Origin of the sequence: Phenylobacterium sp. (genome assembly GCF_016124325.1) — a bacterium.
Lineage (GTDB): Bacteria > Pseudomonadota > Alphaproteobacteria > Caulobacterales > Caulobacteraceae > Phenylobacterium.
In genome coordinates this window covers 90798-111381 of the sequence record NZ_WGNY01000018.1, presented here as the reverse complement: position 1 = coordinate 111381, position 20584 = coordinate 90798, and the positions used below count along the sequence as shown (strand labels likewise).

At 67.9% G+C, this 20584-nt stretch carries 15 protein-coding genes; 9 read left to right on the top strand and 6 right to left on the bottom strand.

The features are described from left to right. Positions 1 to 337: 337 nt before the first annotated feature. The 3 genes from GC203_RS10765 to GC203_RS10755 all read left to right on the top strand — a co-directional run bounded on the left by GC203_RS10765 (position 338) and on the right by GC203_RS10755 (position 1916). Positions 338 to 649: a DUF736 domain-containing protein gene (locus tag GC203_RS10765; RefSeq protein WP_293454120.1), complete on the top strand. Its 312-nt coding sequence runs from the start codon at positions 338 to 340 to the stop codon at positions 647 to 649. Between the two features lie 74 nt (positions 650 to 723). Further along, complete coding sequence (locus GC203_RS10760) at positions 724 to 1635, top strand: zincin-like metallopeptidase domain-containing protein (protein WP_293454117.1); 912 nt, start codon at positions 724 to 726, stop codon at positions 1633 to 1635. An 89-nt stretch (positions 1636 to 1724) separates the two neighbouring features. Beyond that, entirely contained in the window at positions 1725 to 1916 is a 192-nt protein-coding gene (locus GC203_RS10755) for a hypothetical protein (protein WP_293454114.1), read from the top strand. Positions 1917 to 1998: 82 nt separating this feature from the next. On the opposite strand, the gene GC203_RS10750 is transcribed toward GC203_RS10755, so the two are convergent. After that, complete coding sequence (locus GC203_RS10750) at positions 1999 to 3069, bottom strand: hypothetical protein (protein WP_293454111.1); 1071 nt, start codon at positions 3067 to 3069, stop codon at positions 1999 to 2001. Between the two features lie 323 nt (positions 3070 to 3392). Between GC203_RS10750 and mobC the strand changes: the two genes are divergently transcribed. The 3 genes from mobC (at position 3393) to GC203_RS10735 (ending at position 12094) form a co-directional block, all read left to right on the top strand. Next, on the top strand, positions 3393 to 3917 hold the full coding sequence (mobC, locus tag GC203_RS10745) for a plasmid mobilization relaxosome protein MobC (RefSeq protein ID WP_293454109.1): 525 nt from the start codon (positions 3393 to 3395) through the stop codon (positions 3915 to 3917). Beyond that, positions 3914 to 4942, top strand: a complete 1029-nt coding sequence (locus tag GC203_RS10740; protein ID WP_293454106.1) for a relaxase/mobilization nuclease domain-containing protein — start codon at positions 3914 to 3916, stop codon at positions 4940 to 4942. The genes mobC and GC203_RS10740 overlap by 4 nt, the downstream gene beginning before the upstream one ends. Before the next feature lie 630 nt (positions 4943 to 5572). Beyond that, entirely contained in the window at positions 5573 to 12094 is a 6522-nt protein-coding gene (locus GC203_RS10735; protein WP_293454104.1) for a hypothetical protein, read from the top strand. Here the strand turns inward: GC203_RS10735 and GC203_RS10730 are convergent. Then, positions 12091 to 13044 carry a hypothetical protein gene (locus GC203_RS10730; protein ID WP_293454102.1) on the bottom strand — a complete coding sequence of 318 codons (954 nt, stop codon included), beginning with the start codon at positions 13042 to 13044 and terminating at the stop codon, positions 12091 to 12093. The genes GC203_RS10735 and GC203_RS10730 overlap by 4 nt on opposite strands. Positions 13045 to 13211: 167 nt before the next feature. Here GC203_RS10730 and GC203_RS10725 point away from each other — a divergent pair, with 167 nt between their 5' ends. Then, complete coding sequence (locus GC203_RS10725; RefSeq protein ID WP_293454100.1) at positions 13212 to 13481, top strand: helix-turn-helix domain-containing protein; 270 nt, start codon at positions 13212 to 13214, stop codon at positions 13479 to 13481. 31 nt (positions 13482 to 13512) lie between these two features. Here the strand turns inward: GC203_RS10725 and GC203_RS10720 are convergent, their stop codons facing one another. From GC203_RS10720 to GC203_RS10705, 4 genes are all read right to left on the bottom strand, one after another. Beyond that, positions 13513 to 13776, bottom strand: a complete 264-nt coding sequence (locus tag GC203_RS10720) for a ribbon-helix-helix domain-containing protein (protein WP_293454099.1) — start codon at positions 13774 to 13776, stop codon at positions 13513 to 13515. Then, positions 13773 to 14438, bottom strand: a complete 666-nt coding sequence (locus tag GC203_RS10715; protein WP_293454097.1) for an AAA family ATPase — start codon at positions 14436 to 14438, stop codon at positions 13773 to 13775. Before GC203_RS10715 ends, GC203_RS10720 begins: the two co-directional genes overlap by 4 nt. 139 nt (positions 14439 to 14577) lie before the next feature. Continuing rightward, positions 14578 to 15954 (bottom strand): integrase arm-type DNA-binding domain-containing protein, encoded by a 1377-nt coding sequence (locus GC203_RS10710; RefSeq protein ID WP_293454095.1) that lies wholly within the window; start codon positions 15952 to 15954, stop codon positions 14578 to 14580. Positions 15955 to 16293: 339 nt separating this feature from the next. Beyond that, complete coding sequence (locus GC203_RS10705) at positions 16294 to 18237, bottom strand: potassium transporter Kup (protein ID WP_293454093.1); 1944 nt, start codon at positions 18235 to 18237, stop codon at positions 16294 to 16296. A gap of 161 nt (positions 18238 to 18398) precedes the next feature. Here GC203_RS10705 and GC203_RS10700 point away from each other — a divergent pair, with 161 nt between their 5' ends. Together GC203_RS10700 and GC203_RS10695 are read left to right on the top strand one after the other, a co-directional pair. After that, positions 18399 to 19910 (top strand): DUF4118 domain-containing protein, encoded by a 1512-nt coding sequence (locus GC203_RS10700; RefSeq protein ID WP_293454091.1) that lies wholly within the window; start codon positions 18399 to 18401, stop codon positions 19908 to 19910. Continuing rightward, positions 19907 to 20584, top strand: coding sequence for a response regulator transcription factor (locus tag GC203_RS10695; protein WP_293454089.1), 678 nt, complete (start codon positions 19907 to 19909; stop codon positions 20582 to 20584). Before GC203_RS10700 ends, GC203_RS10695 begins: the two co-directional genes overlap by 4 nt.

The following is a 20584-nucleotide window of genomic DNA, read 5'->3' as shown; positions in this document are numbered from 1 at the left end:
CGGCCCTTTTTTCGTGCGTGCTGGCCGGCGACGTGGACGACGGTGGCGGTCGGCCGCCAGAACGTGTCCCCGAGGTTGGGACCGCGCCCATCGTGGCCTCGATGGCCTGATCTGGCCGAGGGGTGCGGGCCGCTTCGCGGCCCCGCCGTCCGCTGCAACCCCGCCAGCGACTTCTTTCCCCTTCGGCTGCGCCGAATTCCTCGCGAGGCAAACAAGTCGCCGGCGGCGTCCTCCGCTCCGCTTCGGGCCTGGCGGCTGCGGCGGCCGCCGCCCCTCGTCCTGGGGATCGCCATCGAGGCCGCGATGGGCGCGGTCCGAGGAACCTCAGGAGACCACCATGGCGACCATCGGCACCTTCAGCATGGACGACACCGGCAACTACAACGGCGCGATCAAGACCCTGACGCTCGACGTCAAGAAGGCCACCTTCCGCAAGGTCGAGAAGGACAACGACAAGGCCCCCGACTTCCGCATCTTCTCCGGCCAGACCGAATTCGGCGCCGCCTGGAAGAAGACCTCCCGCGAGAACCGGGACTACCTCTCGGTCAAGCTGGACGACCCGAGCTTCCCGGCTCCGATCTACGCCAGCCTGGTCGACGCCGACGAGGGCTACAACCTGATCTGGTCGCGCCCGAACGGCTCGAACTGATCTCCCGCAGAGCGCCCCGCCGACAGCGGCGGGGCGCCGCTTTCCCGAAAACCTCAAGCTCACAGGAGGCCGCGATGACGCGCCTCAACGAGACCTCTCGCCCGGACCTCTATAGCCGGGTCACTCAAGCCATCGTCGCCGATCTCGAACAGGGCGTGCGGCCCTGGACCAAGCCCTGGTCCGCCGAGCATCTGGCCGGCCGGATCAGCCGGCCACTTCGCTCGACCGGCGAGGCCTACAGCGGGATCAACGTGATCCTGCTCTGGGCCGAAGCGGTGGCCCGCGGCTACACGGCGCCGATCTGGATCACCTTTCGCCAGGCGCTCGCCCTGGGCGGCCATGTCCGCAAGGGCGAGCACGGCTCGACCGTGGTCTACGCCAACCGCATCACCCGCACGGAGACCGGCGACAGCGGCGAGGACGTCGAGCGCTCGATCCCGTTCCTCAAAGCGTACACGGTCTTCAACGTCGAACAGGTCGACGGCCTGCCGGCTCACTTCCATGCCTCGACCGAACCGAGGCTGGACGCCGCCCAGCGGATTGCGCACGCCGAAGCGTTCTTCGTCGCCACGGGCGCCGAGGTGCGGCACGGCGGCGCGCAGGCCTACTATGCGCTGCAGCCGGACTATGTGCAGATGCCGCCGTTCGAGTGCTTCGAGGGCCCGGAGTCCTACTACGCCACCCTAGCGCACGAGTGCACGCACTGGACCAAGCATCCAGCCCGCCTCGACCGCGACTTCGGCCGGAAGCACTGGGGCGACGAGGGCTACGCCCGCGAGGAACTCGTCGCTGAGCTCGGTGCGGCGTTCCTTTGCGCCGACCTGGGGCTTGAGCTCACGCCGCGGTCCGACCATGCCAGCTACATTGCGAGCTGGTTGGAGGTGCTGAAGGACGACCGGCGGTTCATCTTCACTGCGGCGGCGCATGCACAGCGGGCGGCGGATTTCCTGCACCAGCGGCAGGCGAATTCGCGACGCGCGGCCTGAGCCGAACCGGCGCTCGCCCCCTAAGGCGGGCGCCGGCTGTGCTTGCTTAGCGGAAGCCAGCCGGCTTTGCTGAACGGGGAGGCGTTCCGATGACCGACAAGCTGAGCATGGCCGAGGTGCAGCGGCTGGCTGAGAACGCCAACAATCCCAACCCCCTTGTGGCGGGGCCGGCACGCGAACGTCTCGCCCTGCTCGCCCAGGAGGCCGATCGCTTCGAAGATCGGGAGGCGTGGCTGTGGGCGCAGCACCTGGCGCGTTCCTGGATTGCGCGGTCCCGATAGGCGACGCCTCGATCGAGGTGAACGCGCGCTCAGGCGGGCGATGCTGGTCCTCGCGCCGGCCCACGCCCGAAGCAGGAGCGGCTCATGGTGGCTGAGCGGCCGCACGCCATGCGTCGAGCGTCGGGCCAGGCAGAAGGGCCTCGACCGGCGACAGATCGAACGCGAAACCCTGGCCGCGACGTTCGAATCCGGACGCGCACAAACCGGCCCAGAAGAGCGCCAACGGCCGGTCGGCGGTGCAGAGCTGAATGCGCGCCGCGGGATAAAGGGCAAAGAGGCCGAGTAGCAGTTCCAGCGCTCGAAGATCGGCCAGCGCATTATAGGCGTCCGCTTGGCTATAACCGCGCTTCGGCTTCAGCAGCGCCTTTGCGGGACTGGCCCCGTTCGGAACCGCGGCGGTGCTCAGGGCCGCCAGGACAACCAGGGAGGTCCGCGCGACGCCACAAGCGTCAGCCGCCGCCAGGATCTTGTCCCATGTCTCCTGGAGTTTCGCTTGAGCCACCGGCGCAGCAAGTGCGGGGGCCACCCGCAGCAGGAAGTCCTGCTTGCGGATGAAGCCCTCCCTGGCGTCCTCGATAAGGCCGAGGGCGCCGCGAACGACGTTTGGATCCGCCACGACGCGGGCCAGAGGCATCGCGGCCTGCAGCTTGCGCACGGCCTCGTCGAGTTGCGCGCGGAGCTGGTCGGGCGTCGGGATCGCTCGGGCATTGCCCTCCATCGCGTAGAGAAGCGGATGGAGCCGCACGGGCTGATCTGCAAGCAGGTCGAGGAAGTCCTGGTTGACGCCGCCGTTCGCCCTTCGACGCATCCGCCCGACGAGTTGCGGGACCAGGTTGCGGTCCAGCAGCATGGTGCTGTCGTCGATCGTCGCGGCCAGCGACGATGGAAGCCAGCCGCCCCTCACCAGGCAGACGGCGTGGGAGGTGAAGGGGGTCTCCAGCGTCGCGTTTGCACTGTAGAGCTGGTCCAGATCGAGATCGGGGATATTGGTGTCGACGATCCTGGCGTTGTCCCATCCGAGCGGAATGGTGAGCGGCGCGTGCAGTTTGGCTGTCGCGAGCGCTGCATAGTCCAGCGGCCGCACCTCAACCCCGGCGAAGGCGATCCTCCGGCCGGGCGTCCCATCGGCTTGCTCTAGTTCGGTGAAGATCATTAGGCGCTCACCGCTTGAGGCAGACGGGTCTTTCAGGGCGGAGCTCGTCAACTGAGGTCGTTCCCGGGGCATGGTGGCGGAGCTGCGGAAAGCTGATGCGGAGCCAACGGCGGCGCAAGGCCGCTGAGGTCACGCGTCAGCCTATCCTCTTCGCTATCGGGTCCGGTGCTTCGAGACTGGCCCGGCTGGGGCGCCCGCAGGGGGGGCGAGCGCGCGCGACGGGTAGGTTTACCCGTCGCGCGCGCCGAGGGGAGGGACCAGTCTGAGGAGGTCGCGATCTAGGGGCAGGATAGCCTTCGCGGCGGCGGTGTCTTACGCGAGGCGTGGTCGTGGCCCTGTTCAACGTGCGTCTGCCGGACGAACTGGCGCTTCGCTTCGACGCTTGGGCGGGCACGCACGGCGGTCGGTCCGCGAGCCTCCGGCGGCTCATCGCTGAGGCCTCCATGGGCGACCCGCCGCCGCCCGCGAGTCCATCCGGGCCTCGGCCGACAAAACTCACGGTGCGGCTGGCCGCGGCCGACGCCCGTGGCCTCGACGTCGCCGCGAGCTCGATGGGGTTGAGCCGCAATGGCTGGGCGGCCGCAGTCATCCGGCGACGGCTTGTAGGGCGGCCCACCTTTCGCCGGTCGGAGGAGCTCGCCCTGCTGGCAATCCAGTCCGAGGTCCATCGGATCGGCATCAACGTGAACCAGATCGCCCGCGCCCTGAACACGGCGGTCATGGACGGCAAGGTGCTCGACCTGGAAGTCGCCGCCCTCGCCGACCTCAGGACGGAGCTGCGCGCGCACATCCGTGCGCTTCGCGAGGCGTTCGAGGGCAACCTGGCTTACTGGCAGGTCGATCTATGACCGAGTTCCGCACGGTGCCTGGCTTCGAGGACGTTTGGCGTCCGCCGGTGCGCCAACGGATCGTTCGGCCCCACGCGGTCATACGGCCGCCCGCACCAACCGGCGGCGAGGTCCGCGCTCGTCTGCAGCGGATCGTGTCGCATGCGCCCGAGGTGATGGTGAAGGTCACTGGCCGCACGCGCGATGCGGGCCACCTGCGCGCCCATCTCGACTACATCTCCCGCAACGGCGGGCTCGACCTTGAGGGATCGGACGGGGCTCTGGTGGTCGGTCGACCTGAGGTCGCCGAATTGGCCGATGGCTGGGCGGCAATTGTCTTGGCCGACCGCCGGCGTCGAGCGGACTCGCCGACCAGTCTCTCCGTGGTGCTGTCGATGCCTGCGGGCACGAACGAGATCGGGCTTCGCGACGCCGCCCGGGCATTTGCGAGCGACATGTTCGCAGGTCGCCATGACTACGTGTTCACGCTGCACACCGACACGCCGCGTCCCCACGTCCACCTGTCCATTTGTGCACGTGGCCACGCCGGCGAGCGCCTGAATCCGAAGAAAGCGGACCTCGAATTGTGGCGCCAGGCCTTCGCCCAAGCGCTGCGCGATCGCGGCGTCGAGGCGGAGGCGACCCCGCGTCGTAGCCGTGGGATCACGCGCAAGGCCGAACGCGGGCCCATCCGTCGGATGCGCGTCCGCCACGAGGCTGGGCGCGGGGAGCCTTCGCGAGTCCAGCGCGCAGCCTATCAGGACGCCGCGAAGGCCGCCTTCCGGCATGACGCAGCGCCGCGGCCATGGGAATTGCGCCTGCTGGAGCGACAGCAGAGCGTGCGCAAACTCTACCTCGCGCAGGCAGCGCTCTTGCAGCGCTCATGCGACCCGGCAGACCGGGCTCTCGGATTGAAGGTCGAGGCGTTCGTCAGGACGATGCCAGGCCCCGACACCGAACGCTTGGCGCTGGCGCGGCAACTGCGGGCCGCAAGCCGCGACTTTGGCCCAGCCCGGGACGACGGCGGCAAGGAGCGACGGCGGTGACGCCTGCGGCGGCACGTAAAGGGCCGGCGCGATCTTGGTCGGCCCTATTGTGCAAAAACCTGCTGCCCAGTCGCCAGGCGAGCGACGACGGTCTTCTGCTATTAGCCTAACTCGGGAGCCTATCCTGATCGAAGATCGCGTCCGGCGAGGCGCAAGGCCTCCCCCGTTACTGGTGAGACGTGCGCGGGACAGCCTTTCGCCTCGCGCGGCGCGCCCGACGCTCAGCGGCTGTCAATGATGGACGCTTCCGATGCGCCAGTTCGCAAGGCGGCGCGACCACGTGCCAAGTGGCGTACTGGCGCACCATCACCACGGGCATAAGCCGCACTGGCGGAGCCTGCCACAACTGGTCCAGTAGCCGGTTCAAGCCGTACGCGGCGAGAAGTCCGGTTGCGGCGAGTGCGACTTCTTCAAGGAGGTCGATCTCTTGGGGTCCGCTCGCCATGCGCTCTCCAATCCGGCGTTGAAAACGACATGGTGACGCTACCGCAACGCTACAAGGACCGTTGCGCCAGGACGCAAGGCGAAGCGGGCCTTCGCCCGCCAGCCCGCCAGCCCGCCAGCCCGCACGGCGCAGCGGCTCGACTATGATCATGTCCCACGAGGCGATTCGCTGTTCGGGAGCTGACCTTGAGACGGCCTGTCGAGCCCGTCCGCGCTAGTATCGATGGTCACGCCTTCCACCATACCTGGGCGGCGCGGACCGCGCTTGAGCTCGTCGATCCTGCCAGTGACCTTGTGGCCTTGGCGATCGAGGGGTTCTCCACGGAGGACGAGGGTCTGGAGCTCTCGCAAGAGAGCACGGAGATCGCCGACCTGACGGCCTACCGCGGTGGGCGCGGATCGCTCTCCGCCACCCAGGTCCATGTGAAGCAGTTCAAATATTCGGCCGCGAGGGCCGAGACGCCCGTCCGGGCTGCGGACGTCGCCAAGACGGTCGGCAAGTTCGCTGAAGCTTTCCGCGATCTGGTCGGCGCGTTGGGACGTGATCCGGCGCTCGCGAAGATGCGCTTCAGCTACGTCACCAACCGCCCGATCTCCGACGTCCTGGCCGCGGCGCTAGTTGAACTCCAGGCGGGGGTGTCCCCTGCGACCGGCAGCCAGGCAGACGCGCTTCGGCTGGCCACGGGTTTGAAGGGTGACGACCTGGTCGCCTTCGCGGCTCGGCTCTCCTTCGAAGGTTCGAGCGGATCTGTTCGCGGGGTCGAAGCGGTGCTCGAGGGGCGTTTGGCAGCTTGGGGCCCTGCCCACGACTCGGTGGCGCGGCTGCGGCTGCTCGAACTGCAGCGCCTGGTGCGTGACAAGGCGGGTGTCGCTGGACAGAACGCCAACCTGATCGTGGCCGTCGATGTCTTAGGTGCGCTCGGTATCGGGTCGGAGGACGACCTGTTCCCGACGCCGGCGCTGTTCCCCGATGTCGTGGCTCCGATCGTCCGACAGGCGACCCGAGACCTCCTGGCGCTCTCGGTGTCTTCGACCGCGCCAGTCCTGGCCCATGCCGTCGGGGGGATGGGCAAGACGGTCCTGCTACAGTCGGTCGCTGCTGCGGTGGGCGCCGACACACACACCCTCATCTTCGACGGATTTGCCGCCGGCGGTTGGCGCGACCCCAGCGCCCCCCGCCATCGCCCCGATCGCGGTCTGGTGCATCTGGCGAACAAGCTGGCTGCCGATGGTCTCTGCGACCCGCTGCTGCCTGGGATGTCCGACAGCGCGAGCCTGCTCACTGCCTTTCGGCGTCGGCTCGTGCAGGCGCTGGAGACGTTGAAGCAACGGGGGCGGGAGGGCGGCATTCTGCTGCTGCTCGACGCCATCGACCACTCTGGCGAGCGCGCTCGGGACACCCAGACGGACTCCTTTCCGAAACTCCTGGTCGAGAGCCTATCCATCCAACCCGAGCCGGGCGTTCGCGTTATTGCATCCTGCCGATCGCACCGTCGCGACGCCGCGGTCGGGACTGCACAGGTCGAGTTGTTTGAGGTTCCGCCCTTCACTCGTGGCGAAGCGGATGCGCTGGTGGCCGCGCGAATGCCTGACGCGACCGGGGTGGAGAAGACCATCGCCTACGTGCGGTCAGGCGGAAACCCGCGCCTCTTGAGCACACTGCTGGCCCAAGGACGGCCGTTCGAGCCTGCGCCTGGCGATGAACAGGAAGGCTCTGACGAGGCCCTCGACCGCCTGCTGGCCAAGCAGGTGGCGGAGGCCAGGAACAACGCCATGGCGCGCGGGGCCACGGCGGCGGACTTGAATGCGCTGTTGGCGGGGATCGCGTTCCTGCCGCCCCCGGTGCCGGTGGAGGAGCTAGCGGCGGCCCAGGGTCTCACCGAGGACGCCGTGAAGAGCTTCGCCGCCGACCTCTTCCCGCTGATCGAGCCGACGGCGCAGGGCTTGATGTTCCGGGACGAGCCTACCGAGACCTTCGTGCGCCGGGCCGCCGCGCTGGATGCGGTGGCGCAGGCGAAGGTTCTCGCCCGGCTGGACGCGCGCCAGACGGTGAGCAACTACGCGGCGCGCGTCTTGCCCGGGGTTTTGCGCGACCTTGGCCGAACCGAGGCGCTCTATGCGCTGGCATCCGATGACAGGCTTCCGGCGACAGCGACCAGCGGCGTGGCCCAGAGGGCGATCCGGCTTGCGCGCCTCGAGGCGGCGCTGCATGTGGCGGCCGTGGCCGGCGACGCCGACCATTCGCTGCGGTTCAGCCTGGACCTTGCGCGCCTCGCCGCGGGTCATGGGCGGTCCGATGGTTACCTCCGGCGCAATCCGGACCTCGTCGCGATCGCTGACGACCCCGAGGCCTTGCGGCGCATGTATGAAGACCGGGGGAGCTGGGGTGGGAGTCGTCACGCCGCCTTGGCCGTGATCGAGATGCTGCGCGGCAACTCGGCTGAGGCGATGCGTCAGGCGAGCCGCTCGTTCGAGTGGAACAACTGGCGCGCCCGGTTACCACAGGACAACGACTACGACTTCCCGCCGTTCTTGCCGTTCGACATCTCCGGCCCCGCCTGGGTTGCGGTCCGTCACGGGCGACTCGGGCGAATTGGCCGCTGGTTCCTGAAGTGGTCTCCGGGCTTCGCGTTTGCGGCCTCATGCGACGTGGTCGGGTTCCTCGAGACGCACGCCCGCCTTTCCGCCCGGGCCCTCGTGGCGCGTGACCGCCTGTACCGTGTGCTGGTGCGCTTGGACGATCCGCCGCCGGTCTTCGTGCTCGCGGTGCTGAGCCAGGGCCGCATCGAGGCCCCCGAACTGCGGATCGCACTCTTGGAAAAGCTGGCTGCCGCCGAGGCGGTCTTTGAGAAATCGCGCGACTATCGCCAGCAGGACAGCCAGGGGGCCTTGATCGCGGCAGTAACGCGGGCCGCGGCGACTGCCGCAGCGGCCGGGCGTGTTGACCTCGTGGAGCCGATCTTGGCGCGGGCGCCCGTGGGCCGCGCCAGCTCGCACGATTTCGAACCGCCGACGCTAAACCCAGGCATTTTGGTCAATTGGCTCCTTTCTGCCCTCGTGGCGGCTGCCGCCAAGGGCCGGGATGTGCGGCTCGCCGACATTGCGCCCCACGAGTTCGATGTGCTCGTGCGGTTGAAGCGGGATCGAAAGTCTGACGAGGACTATGCCGCCGCCGTCAGTTCGGGGCTGGAAAAACTCAAGGCGCGTGCGGCTCGGGCAGCCCGTGCCGCGCAGCGTAAGCGGAAGCGGTCCGACGAATGGGAGCGGAGTGGGCGATCGGACGACCGCTCTTCGGACCTGTTGAGCAAGGTGCTCCCGGCTTGGGTAGCGCTGATGGACGGGATCCCGGCGTTGGTCGCGGGAGGCCAAGTGGAGTTGGCTATCCGCACTCTCTACGACCGGGCTGATGCGTTCGTGGCGAAGACGGAGAATTATCCCCACGCGCACGCGAAGCGGTCCGCGAGCGACCACGCTGGCGGCCTGGCAGACGCGCTGCTGGCGTCCGCGCCGACTCTTGCGGAGGATACGGGTCGGCGCGCTATCGCGTTTGCGGCGAACACGCCGTACCAGCCGGTGGCGAGCCGCGTTGATCTCGTCGCGATCCTGGGGCGGCACCCGGCGACGGGGCCCTTGGCAGCGGAGTTCGCGCAAGCCGTCTCGGTCGCGCTTCAGGATGAGACCAGCACCGATACGCGGATCAGTCGCACGGCGTCCCTGGCCCGTGCCGTCGGCCGCGTATCCCCGGTGGAGGCCAAGGCGGGGTTTGCGGCCGGACTGGCCCTGGCCGACAGCTTCAGCGCCGATGATATGGAGGAGACGCTCGGCTTAATTGAAGTGGCGCAGCGCTACCGCGGACCGCCCATCGATCCGCGGACGGTTCATGGCTTCAGCCGGATCTGCGAGACGCAGATGACGGGGGACTCCGATCGATACGACTGGCCGGGTTATGCCGAGGCCTTCGCGCGCCTCGGGGGGTTACAGGTCTTGCCGCTACTCACGCGACTGCAGGCGCGTGGGCAGGGTGGAATTGAAGAGGCCCACCTTGAAGCCCTCTCGAAGCTGGTGGGGGCCGGTCATCTCGACGCCGACCTGGCCGCAGGACTGATCGGACTCTTCGAGTACGCCGACCTGTATCGATTTCGGCTGCCGGTGGCGTACAAGCACCTGCTGCCCAGCTTGGCTCCAGCCCATGTCTTACCGCTGTTCGCCTTTGGCGAGGTCGAGGTTGACCGGGTCTACGGCGCGGGTCCGCCCAGGGACTTGGTCCGTGATCTTGTGGTCCTGGCGCGGGAACACCTCCCTCCGGACGCGCCGTCGCGTCGGCGTTTGGAAGATATGACGGTCGCGACTACTGCGGACCGAGAGGAAGAGGAGATCGCCTCGTCGCGGGTGTCATTCATCGACCAGGCGCGCGATCCCGCCATTGTGGCTTTGCTCGGCGACGCAAAGCACTTCTCCGGCGACGACCTGGACGCGGTTGTGCAACGACTGCCGGGGCGGGGCAACGGCCGGCCGCTCGTGCAACTCCTCTTGGCGGCGGCGGATCGGCAGGCGCTGCCGGACGATCGCATGGTTTTTCTCGACGCGGTCGTTGAGGCGAGGATGATCCCGCTCACCGACAAGCTTTTCGCGCTCCAGGACCTGGTGAAAGCCTGGGCCGAGACGTCGGTCGCGGTTCGTGACGCGCTGCCCCGCGTGGTGGTGGAGTTGGCCCGACGGCATGCGCCTGACCTCATCCGCGGCCGCTGGGACGGCGGCTTCGAGCGCCGGCGGCTGCGTGAACTGGCCAAGGGCGTGGTGCCAGACGCGACATTGGTCAATGAGATCCTGCAGCGGCTGGGTGGGCTTATCGCCATGGTTCCAGCATCGGTCTGGCTCGATTTCGCCGAGGTCCTGGCCAGCTCCGCCCAGCCCGCGACCATCGCCGACTGCCTAGCGCGCTACGTAGCCAAGTCGGAGGCTGGCCTGCCGGATGCGGTCGCGGGCGGGCCGTGGCGTCCCTCCGACACTCCGCCTCGGACGCAGTCAGCGGCCACAGCGGGCTTGTTGTGGTTCCTTCTGGGCGCGCCGGAGGCGTCGACCCGCTGGCGCGCCGCCCACGCGCTGCGTCGATTGGTAAGCCTCGGCCGCCTCGATGTCCTCGAAGAGCTCATCGCGCTAATCGACAGCACCGATGGCGGGGTCTTCCAGGATCCCGACACGCCGTTCTTCTTCCTGAATGCCAAGCTGTGGCTGGTGATTGCCATCGCACGGATCGCCGTCGACGCCCCCTCGGTGATCATCCCCTTCCAATCGCAGCTTGAGCGCATTGCCCATTCTGAAGAGCTGCCGCACGTTCTGATCCGCGAGATGGCCGGCCGTGCTCTGCGATGTGTCGCCGACGTGCTATCCGAGGCGGAAGCTGCCGCCCTACGGTCCCGTTGCGACGCCGTGAACGCGTCGCCGTTCCCGAAGCCCGAGGTGCAGCGGCGCGGCGGCACGGGGAACTTCTACGCCGGGCGCCCGGAGGGATATCCCGAGCGACGTCCGCCGTTTTCGTTCGAGTATGACTTCGAGAAGTACCAGGTGACTGGCTTGGCCTCGTTGTTCGGTACGCACAAGTACGAGGCCGGCGACCGCATCGCCGATTGGGTCCACACCTGGGTGCCGCATGCCGAGAGCATGTGGGACGACTACAAAGGCGACCCATGGGGCGGATCGCGCCGGGACAGCAAGGAAGGCTATATCGGAAACCTGACGTGGCATGGCGTATTCCTCGCCGCTGGGTCGCTGCTGCGCACTCACCCGATCTCCGGTCGGAGCTGGACGTCCGATGCCCCTTGGGCGGAGTGGCTGGCGGACGGTCTTCTGGCTCGCGGCGACGGTCGCTGGATGGCCGACGACACGGATCTGACGCCCCTCGACATGCGGGCGCCGTTGACCACGGATGACCTGCCGGTTCCGAGACTGGCCCGAGAGCTGGCGCCCTACTTCACGCTGGGCGCCCAGGCCGACTCGATTGTGGTCGAGGGTTCGTGGGACACAACCGACGGGGCGGACATGACGATCAGCTCCGCCTTCGTGCCGCGTGCCCGGGCCGCCACCGCGGCGCTGACGACCGCGCTGGCGTACCATCATGATGTCTGGGTGCCGCGCGCCGACGAACTCGATCGCCACTGGGACAAGGGATCGCCTTGGCGTGGATGGCTCCAGCTCGACGAGACGCGGCGGGAGAGCGGCTTGGACACGCACGATCCCTATGCGTCGAAGGCCGCCCGCTACAACGCCCGGCCCACGGACAAGATCGTTCGCGCTGCAAACCTGAAGCCGGACCCGCCGTTCGCACGACGCTGGCGGACTCGCGAGGGACGCGTACTTGCCGAGGGCATCGCCTGGGGCATGCGTCGTGGGAAGGGGGATCACGAAAAAGTCTTCGAAGGACGGCGTCTGACGGCCGACCTCGCTTGGATCCAGGACCTCTGTCGGCAACGCAACCAGACGCTTATTTTAGTGGTGCAGGCGCGGCGCTACTTGCCCAAGAGGTCCGGGGACTCGGCGTTTCCTTCCCGCTGGCTGGTGGCCACGGTCGATCGGGACGGCGTACTGAGGCCTCTGGTGCGGATACCAACCGCGGTCCGCCAGGCCGTCTCGGCGCTGGGGCTTGATCGGCGCCGCGAGTTTCAAGATCGGTACGGGGCCGTAAAAGCGGCGCTCGCCAAGCCCGGCTAGGTCTTTCTGCCCGCCTTCGCCTTGTCCCTCAATTTTGACAGGACCGGATGGTTGATGGGCGCGAACTGGGTATGGGTTTGGTTGCTGCTCGAGAGCTTCGGGTCGCGGATATAAGCTTCGGTCTGGGGCCACTGAGGCATCTCCTGCATCGTGAAGAAGCTCGAGAGCTCGGAGCGATAGCCCAAGCCCCAGGGGCCGTACTGGGCGACCAGCATTACTGCTACGGCGCTCAGGGCCTGGAAGGCGCAGAGTAGATTGGCGCGCTCGAACTCTTCCTCCCGATTGTGTTTCACAGCGTTGTAGTCCGCGTACCAGGGCAGATCGACGGTGGGGTTTTCGCCCAGACCCCAGCCCTCGAAGGGCCGGATCGGGTCCAGGTCGGGGAACGCCGGGAAACTGACGGCGAAGTCTCGCAGCCTCATGATGTCGACAAGCGTCACGTAGTCCGTCGTCTTAAAGGCCTTCCTCCTTGCCCCATTTGCCACCAGGACGCCGCGCCAGTGCGCCTCGGCCTCGGTGCAGGCGAGGATGAGGAGGTTGCGGATGTCGTGGCCGAAGGCGGCGAAGGTCTTTGGCCCTGGCTGCACTGTCTGGCAGATCCTCTGCAGCAGCCGAAGCAGCGAAAGCGCTTGGCCTTTTGAGGCCGCCACCACGGCCGGTTCCAAATGCACGCTGGGGCACCACAGGCGGTGATCGTCCTGGCCCCCGAACAGCGGTCGAGCGATCCGGCGGTAATATTGGCCTTGATCCAGGCATGTCTTATGGAAAGGGTCACCGTTTTCGAACCAGGGCGTTTGCGCACGCATCACGTCGAGCGCCGTTCCGCTTGGTCCGGCGCGGAATTCCCTAGCGAGTCCCTCACGGTTCAGCGCGTCGTGGGCCACCTTGTCGTCGATGTACCAGACCTCGTCGTGATGCTGCGGGCTCACGACACGGATGAAGTAGGGCATGCAGCAACCTTTGCGCTAGGAACCCACTGTAAGCAGAGAAGGGTGAGCATCAGCCAGGGGATCTGGGTAGACTTACGCCTTTCCCCTCATCGCTGCGCTTGCCTACGCTGAGTCGACCGTGGACTTCCGCCGCCTCCCCGACGGGCTCCCGGTAGGAGGTCAGCGCTATGTTGGAAGCGTCTCGCGTGCCCAATCGCTATCTGCGGACTGCCGAGGCTGGACGTTATCTCGGCCTCTCAGGGCGGACCCTGGAAAAGCACCGGACCTACGGCACCGGACCTCGCTATCGGAAGATCGGCGGCCGCGTCATCTACGCCTTGAGCGACCTGGAGGCGTGGGCGGATCAGGGCGCGCAAGTCTCCACCACCGACCCCGGCGCGGGCCGTGTTCGTCCGGCTCGACCCCATCAGACCGAAGAGCACGCTCAGTTCGCGTGAGCACGTGTTCGCAGGCCCACCTGTGAACACGTCAACGCTCACCGAATGGGTGCTTTCCGTACTTCCTCAGAAGGTCGTCCAGCGCCTCCCCGAGCAACGCCTGCAGCGACGTGTTCTGCTCAAGCGCCAACAAGTGGATCGCGCGGCTGAGCTCTGGCGTGAAGTAGCCGCTGACCGCCTTCTTGCCGACCCTGGCCGGCGTCCTTGCCGCCGCCGAGGGCGCGGAAACAGGGTCAGCTACAGGCTGAGCTTCTGGCCGTGATCGCGCCGAGCGGATTGCTTCGAAGCGGCTCATGCAGCCGCCCCGACGAGTGCAGTGCGCCTAGGTGGCGGCACGTCGAGCTGTGCACATGTCCACGCCCATAGGGCGCGGATCTCCCCGGCCGCCTTGCCCTCGACTTGATGCTCCGGCGCGGTTCGGCCGGCGGCTGCGCTGTGATGAAATGCTGCCCGCTCTGGTAGGACAACAGGTGCAATGGGCAGTCGGAACGCGTCACCAATCAGACTGGTCGCCTCCCTGTAGATGAGTGGCGCGCGCGGTGGCCCGGCGTTGAAGACGACGAACGCCGGCTTGCCGCTGGACCGGACCAGCTCGGCCGTCGCCTCTATGGCCGCGAGGTCGAACGCGCGAGGTCGGCAGGGTATGAGGATGAGGTCGGCGAGCCGCGAAGCTTGCCGCGCCATCGCATCGGCATGCGGCGGCGTGTCGATCACCGCCAACTCGGCGCCGAGATCCGCGGCCTTCGCCAGCTTGCCGGCGAGCAGGCTCGGTGCGCCGCAATCGATCACCTCAGGCTCAGCGCCGCGGCGCCATTCTCCCCAGCGGCTTGCCGTCGCCTGGGGGTCGGTGTCTACGATCAGCGCGACGTGAGACCTCGCCGCCTCAGTCGCCAGATGGACGGCGAGCGTCGTTTTCCCTGCACCGCCCTTTTGGCTTACCACCGCGATCGTGCGCATGTTCACCTCCACACACCGGGGCATGTGAACAGGTGGGCCGACCCGCGCCAGGGGCGGCGGGCGGTCGTCGTAGAGCATCGTAGGTTCGGCTAGAAATCGGCGGGCTGTTCACACGTGGACGCGTTCGCACGTGGACCTTTCAGGCAGCTTCAGCGTCCGGCTCGGTGGCGCCCTTCTTCCGGCGGGGACCGATCGGTACGCCAAGACGCGGGTCGGGCGGCGTGGGATCGAGCACATCGTCGCCGATCCGGCGAGATGGGAGTCTCGGCCAGAACCGCTCGCGCTTGCCGCCATCCTTCGGCGCCGGCGTTCCGGCCGCGATGATGTAGTCGGACAGCGTTTGCTGCGACGCACGCAGGTGGTCGTTCAGCAGCTTCGACCGGGTGATGTAGCCCTCGTTGACGTTCGCGCCGCGGACGCTGTGGTTCATCAGCAGGTGCATGTCGACGGGCGACAGCCCCGCGGCTTGGCCGAGTGTGCGGTAGGTGTGCCGCAGGTCGTTGCCCCACTTAGACAACGTCGCACGGTCCTCCTTCTGCTCGACGATGTGGCCCTCTTCGCTATCGGCTGCGAAGACCCAGGTCTCCGCGGCTTCGGGATAGAGCATCCGGCCCGCCCGCATCGCCCGGACGAGGCAGCGGATCATCGGCCGAGAGAGCGGGATGTCGAACGCCTTCTTGGATCCGCCCTTCGGCGAAGGGATGTGCAGGATCCGATCGGCGAAGTTCAGATGCTGGACTTTGGCCAGCTTCAGCGCCGTCGGCCGACTCCCGCTCAGCAGGGTGAACAGGTGGAACTCGCGACGCACCGGGTTCCGCAGGCGCCCTGCCTCGCTCATCCAGGCGGGCATATCGATTGCGCCCATGGCAACGTCGCGCCGTTTCTCCTCATTCCAGTCGACCGCCATCACCGGGTTCTCCGGCGGCAGCCCCCTCACTCCCCGGCGAGCGTGGTTGTAGACGGCTCGCAAGGTCCGCATGCAGCCGTTGGCCGCGTAGGGCCCGGCGCTCTTCGTCAGTTCATCATGCCGCTGGGACACGAGGCCCGGATTCTCCCCGAGCTCCTTCAGCGGCTTGTCGAGCCAGTCGGCTAACATCCGTTCGACGTGGTCCTGGTAGCCGGCGATCGTACCTGCGCTGCGGCCCTTCCGCTCCAGATGGGCCACCTTGTAGCGCGTCCATGCTTGGCGCAGCGTGATGTCGGCCGATGGCGGCGCGTCAGCTGACTTCGCCGCTGCCTCGGCGTATTCGCCCTTGGCGATCTTCGCGAGGACGTCCTTGGCCCTTGCCCGCGCGTCGCGCGTGGTCAGCTCGTCTGTGGTGCCAAGCGTGACCTTCTTGGCGTGGCGCTTGCCATCCTTCCAGTGCTCGCCGAGGACGGCGAAGGCCTTCGTCCGGGTTCCGACGCGCACGAAGAAGCCCCGGAGCTCGGTGTCCCGAACCTCGTACTGCCCCTTGTCGCTTAGCGGCAGACGGCTGATCACCTTGTCACTGAGAGTGGCCTTCAGATCGCTCATCGACGAAATTAGGTTGGGGTTTAGGTTGGGGTTTGGGCCCTACCAAGTCTCCAGGCGGGACCACGCAGAAACCCTACCATCTTCGAAAAAGATGAGCAAGAACAATGTATTTAGCGTGAATTCGCGTGCGGTCGGCGGCGTGCTTCGGAGTGGCCAACAATGACTACGAATCTGAGGGTCGGGCGTTCGAATCGTTCCGGGCGCGCCATTTCTTTCAAGGAAAAGCAGCACGATCGGGCGGTGAGCGCGCCGGGGGCGCTTGCGACATCCGAGGCGGCTACGCCGTACGGCCCAATCCCGGTCGCCGGCGCATTCGGGGCCGTGCGCGGCGTGCGCCGGTCAGACCGTGACCTGGGCGCCCATTTCGACGACCCGTCCCGGAGGGATCTTGTAGAAGTCGGTGGGATTGGCGGCGTTCTTCATCAGGTAGATGAAGATCTTGTCCTGCCAGAGCGGCATCCCGGCGTGGGCGGAGGGCACCACCGAACGGCGGCCGAGGAAGAAGCTCGTGGCCATGATGTCGAACTTGAGCCCCTTCTTGCGGCAAAGGGCGAGGGCCCTGGGGATGTTCGGCGTCTCCATGAAGCCATAGGTGACGAACACCTTCCTGAAGCGGTCGTTGATCGGCTCGATCCGCACGCGTTCGGCGTCGGCCACCCGCGGCGTCTCGGCGGTGCGGACGGTCAGGATCACGTTCTGGTCGTGCAGCACCTTGTTGTGCTTGAGGTTGTGCATCAGCGCCACCGGAGCGACGTCCGGGTCGGAGGTCAGGAAGACGGCCGTGCCCGCGGCGCGGCTGACGTCGCGCGTGCGCAGCATCTCCGCGACGTCGCCGATCAGGATCGCGTCGCGCCGGGCCTTTTCGGACAGGATTTCGGCGCCACGGATCCAGGTCCAGAAGACCACGAGCAGCCCGCCGCCGAAGGCCAGCGGAAACCAGCCGCCCTGTGGAATCTTCATGGCGTTGGCCGAGAGGAAGACGAGGTCGATCGATATCAGCGGAACGACGAACAGCATCGTCGCCCACCGGCGCCACTTCCAGTGATGGCGGGCGACCACATAGGCCAGCAGCATGGTGATCACCATCGTGCCGGTGACGGCGATGCCGTAGGCCGAGGCGAGGTTCGAGGAGTTGCGGAAGACGAAGAGCAGGGCCAGCACGCCGATCATCAGCAGCGTGTTGATCTGCGGGACGAAGATCTGGCCGGCCACCGTCTCGCTGGTGCGACGGATATCGATCCGCGGCAGGAGACCCAGCTGGACGGCCTGCTGGGTCATCGAATAGGCGCCCGAGATCACGGCCTGGCTGGCGATCACGGTGGCGACGATGGTCAGGCCCAGGACCGGCCAATAGATCGCCTGCGGGATCATCAGATAGAAGGGATTCGCCTGGGTGGCGGGCTTCAGAAGCACCAGGGCGCCCTGGCCCAGGTAGTTCAGCATCAGGCAGGGGAAGGCGACGCCCAGCCAGGCGGCGCGGATCGGCCCTTTGCCGAAGTGGCCCATGTCGGCGTAGAGCGCCTCGGCGCCGGTCACGACGAGAAACACGCTGCCCAGGATGGCGAAGCCCAGCAGGCCGTCGTCGACCAGCAGGCGGACTCCGTACCAGGGGCTGAGCCCCAGGAGGATCTCGGGCTTCTGGGCGATGTAGACGACGCCGAGTCCGGCCAGGGTCGCGAACCAGACCAGCGTGATCGGTCCGAAGTAGCGGCCGACGCTGGCCGTCCCGCGCGACTGCACCATGAAAAGCGCCACCAGGATCGCCGCGGCGATCGGCAGGACGAACGGCTCGAAGAGATGACCGATGGTCGGCGCGTCCTTCAGGCCTTCCGCGGCCGAGAGCACGGAGATCGCCGGTGTGATCAGGCCGTCGCCGTAGAAGAGCGCCGCGCCACAGATCCCGAGGACGAAGACGAAATTGGAGCGGCGGATGAAGCCGGCGTGGCGGCCGAAGCGGTCGCCGAGCGCGCGCTGGGCCAGGGCCATCAGGGCGAGCGTGCCGCCTTCGCCCTTGTTGTCCGCCCGCATGATGAAGATCACGTACTTGACCGTGACCACCAGGATCAGCGCCCAGAACACCAGCGAGACCACGCCGAACACCGCGCTTGGCGTCGCGCCGCCGCGGGCGTGGGACAGCGCCTCGCGGACGGCGTAGAGGGGACTGGTGCCGATGTCGCCGAACACGACGCCGACGGAGCCGAGGGCCAAGGCCCAGAAGCTCTCCCTGCGCGGTTGAGGAGAGACTGCGGAGGCCGCGGCCTCCGCGACCTGAACGTCTTGCATCGTGATTCCGGTCGCCCGCCGATGAGGGCCGCCTTCTCGCCGCGAAGGACATAAGAATCCCATGTGGTTGTGGGCTGTTGCGGCGTCAGGGCTCTTGCGGCGACGCGGGCCGCGCCATTTCTTTGCGGCCCAGACCTGAGCGCCGGGAAGGAGGCGCATCCGTGCGACCAGACGTCCGTCCCGATTCGCCGCGCCGCGCCTGGCTGGCCTACGCCCTGTCGTCGGGGATGGTCGCGGCCGCCACGGTCGTGGCGGTCGTCGTCGACCAGGCCATCGACATCCCGAACCTGTCGCTGGTCTTCGTGCTCCCGGTCGTCATCGCCGCCGTGAGCTTCGGGTTCGGGCCGGCGCTGGCCGCGGCGGTCGTCGGCGTCGTGGCGTACAACTTCTTCCTGATCGAGCCTCGCCACACCTTCCGGGTCGCCGACCCGTCCAACGTCTGGGCGCTGGTCCTCCTGCTCACGACGGCGGCGGTGGTGAGCGCGGTCGCCGCCGATGCGCGGCGGCGGGCGCTCCAGGCGTGGGAAGCGGCCGACCAGGCTTCCGCCTTGCAGGCCCTGGCCCGTGCGCTGGTCGGCGAAACCGCCCGTTCGGGCGTGGCGGCGCACTGCGCCGAGGCGCTCTCGCACCTGTTCCACGCGCCGGCGGTGGTGCTTCTCCACGAAGACGGCGCGCTGCGACCGTTGGGAACGGCGGGCGGAGCTGATCTCTCCGAGGCGGATATCGAAGCGGCCGGATGGTCGTTGGCCTCCGGGTGCGCCACGCGTGGCGGCGCATATCCCGTGGGCGACGCCGCCTTCGACTTCTGGCCGGTCAGCACGCCCCAGCGGCAGCAGGCGGCCATCGGACTTCGGATCTCCAATCTCGAGGATGGACGGCCCGAGACGCCCGAGCGCCTGGTGGAGATCGTCGCGGGGCATCTGTCGGTCGCGCTCGACCGCGAGATGTACGCGCGGCAGGTCCTGGAGAACCGTGTGCAGATCGCCAGCGAACGCCTCAAGGCCGACCTGCTCGCGGCGGTGTCGCATGACTTGAAGACGCCGCTCTCGACCATCCTGTTCACGCTGCAGAGCCTTCGGAAGTTCGAGGCGGCCCACGACCCCGAGACACGCGCCGAGCTCCTCGCCGCGGCCGAGGTGGAGACCGCCCGGCTGTCCAGAATGGTCGAGAACCTGCTCGACATGAACCGCATCGAGGCGGGCGCCCTGCCGGTCCGCCCGGCGGCGGCCGATCCGGCCGCCCTCGTGGCGGCGGCCATCGAGCGCGCGCGGCCGGCCCTGATGGGCCATCGGGTGGTCAATCAGGTCAAGGCGGGCAAGCCCATGATGGTGGACGAGGCGCTGTTCGAAAGCGCCCTGGCCAACCTGCTTGAAAACGCCGGAAAGTACTCGCCGGAAGGCTCCCAGGTGGTGATCCGGTCCGGCTGCGACGGCGGCCAGGGGTGGGTCGAGGTTCTCGACGAGGGCCCCGGCTTCCCGGGCGCGCCGGAGCGCATGATCGAGAAGTTCGCCCGCGGTCAGACCGGCGATGGTCGACCGCCGGGCACGGGGCTCGGCCTGGCGATCGCTCGAAGCTTCCTGGAGGCCCAGCGCGGCCGACTGGAGGCGAGCAATCGGGGCAACCGAAAGGGGGCTCGCGTTCGCCTGCTCGCGCCGCTGGCGGAACAGGCATGAACGCCGCCGACGCGGACGCCGCCACGATCCTGGTGGTGGAGGACGACCCGAGCCTTCGCGGCGCGCTGGCCGCGACGCTGAAGGCCGCGGGCTACCGCCCGGTGCCGGCGTCGACCGCGGCCGAGGGCTTGCGATGGTTCGCGCACTACCGGCCCGATCTCGTGTTGCTGGACCTCGGGCTGCCGGATCGGGACGGGCTGGCGGTGCTCCGGGAGATTCGGGGCCGGGGCGAGACCCCGGTCGTCGTGCTCTCCGCCCGGGACGCCGAATCGATGAAGGTGGAGGCGCTCGACGCCGGGGCCGACGATTATGTCCAGAAGCCATTTGGCGTGGACGAGCTGCTGGCGCGGTTGCGTGCGGGCCTGAGGCACGGCGTACAGGCTCGCGGCTCGGCGCCGGTCGTGCGCACGGGGGATCTCGTCATCGACATGGGGCGGCGCATGGTGACGCGCGCGGGCGAGGTCGTGAAGTTGTCTCCCAAGGAATATGACCTGCTCTGCGAACTGGCCCTCAACCTGGGGCGCGTGACGTCGCACGCCGACCTGTTGCGAGCCGTCTGGGGCAGCGAGCGCGCCGATATCCAGTATCTGAGGGTCTACATCGGCCAGCTCCGGCAGAGGCTCGGCGCCGAACGATTGGTCTCGACCCCAGGGGTCGGGTACAGCCTCGTCTAG

What these genes read in the sequence shown, in the direction of transcription:
- GC203_RS10715 (WP_293454097.1), bottom strand. Translation starts at nt 14,438, where the DNA reads ATGCGCACGATCGCGGTGGTAAGCCAAAAGGGCGGTGCAGGGAAAACG.
- GC203_RS10765 (WP_293454120.1), top strand. Translation starts at nt 338, where the DNA reads ATGGCGACCATCGGCACCTTCAGCATGGACGACACCGGCAACTACAAC.
- GC203_RS10740 (WP_293454106.1), top strand. Translation starts at nt 3,914, where the DNA reads ATGACCGAGTTCCGCACGGTGCCTGGCTTCGAGGACGTTTGGCGTCCG.
- GC203_RS10755 (WP_293454114.1), top strand. Translation starts at nt 1,725, where the DNA reads ATGACCGACAAGCTGAGCATGGCCGAGGTGCAGCGGCTGGCTGAGAAC.
- GC203_RS10730 (WP_293454102.1), bottom strand. Translation starts at nt 13,044, where the DNA reads ATGCCCTACTTCATCCGTGTCGTGAGCCCGCAGCATCACGACGAGGTC.
- GC203_RS10695 (WP_293454089.1), top strand. Translation starts at nt 19,907, where the DNA reads ATGAACGCCGCCGACGCGGACGCCGCCACGATCCTGGTGGTGGAGGAC.
- GC203_RS10750 (WP_293454111.1), bottom strand. Translation starts at nt 3,069, where the DNA reads ATGATCTTCACCGAACTAGAGCAAGCCGATGGGACGCCCGGCCGGAGG.
- GC203_RS10720 (WP_293454099.1), bottom strand. Translation starts at nt 13,776, where the DNA reads ATGAGCCGCTTCGAAGCAATCCGCTCGGCGCGATCACGGCCAGAAGCT.
- GC203_RS10705 (WP_293454093.1), bottom strand. Translation starts at nt 18,237, where the DNA reads ATGCAAGACGTTCAGGTCGCGGAGGCCGCGGCCTCCGCAGTCTCTCCT.
- GC203_RS10760 (WP_293454117.1), top strand. Translation starts at nt 724, where the DNA reads ATGACGCGCCTCAACGAGACCTCTCGCCCGGACCTCTATAGCCGGGTC.
- GC203_RS10725 (WP_293454100.1), top strand. Translation starts at nt 13,212, where the DNA reads ATGTTGGAAGCGTCTCGCGTGCCCAATCGCTATCTGCGGACTGCCGAG.
- GC203_RS10710 (WP_293454095.1), bottom strand. Translation starts at nt 15,954, where the DNA reads ATGAGCGATCTGAAGGCCACTCTCAGTGACAAGGTGATCAGCCGTCTG.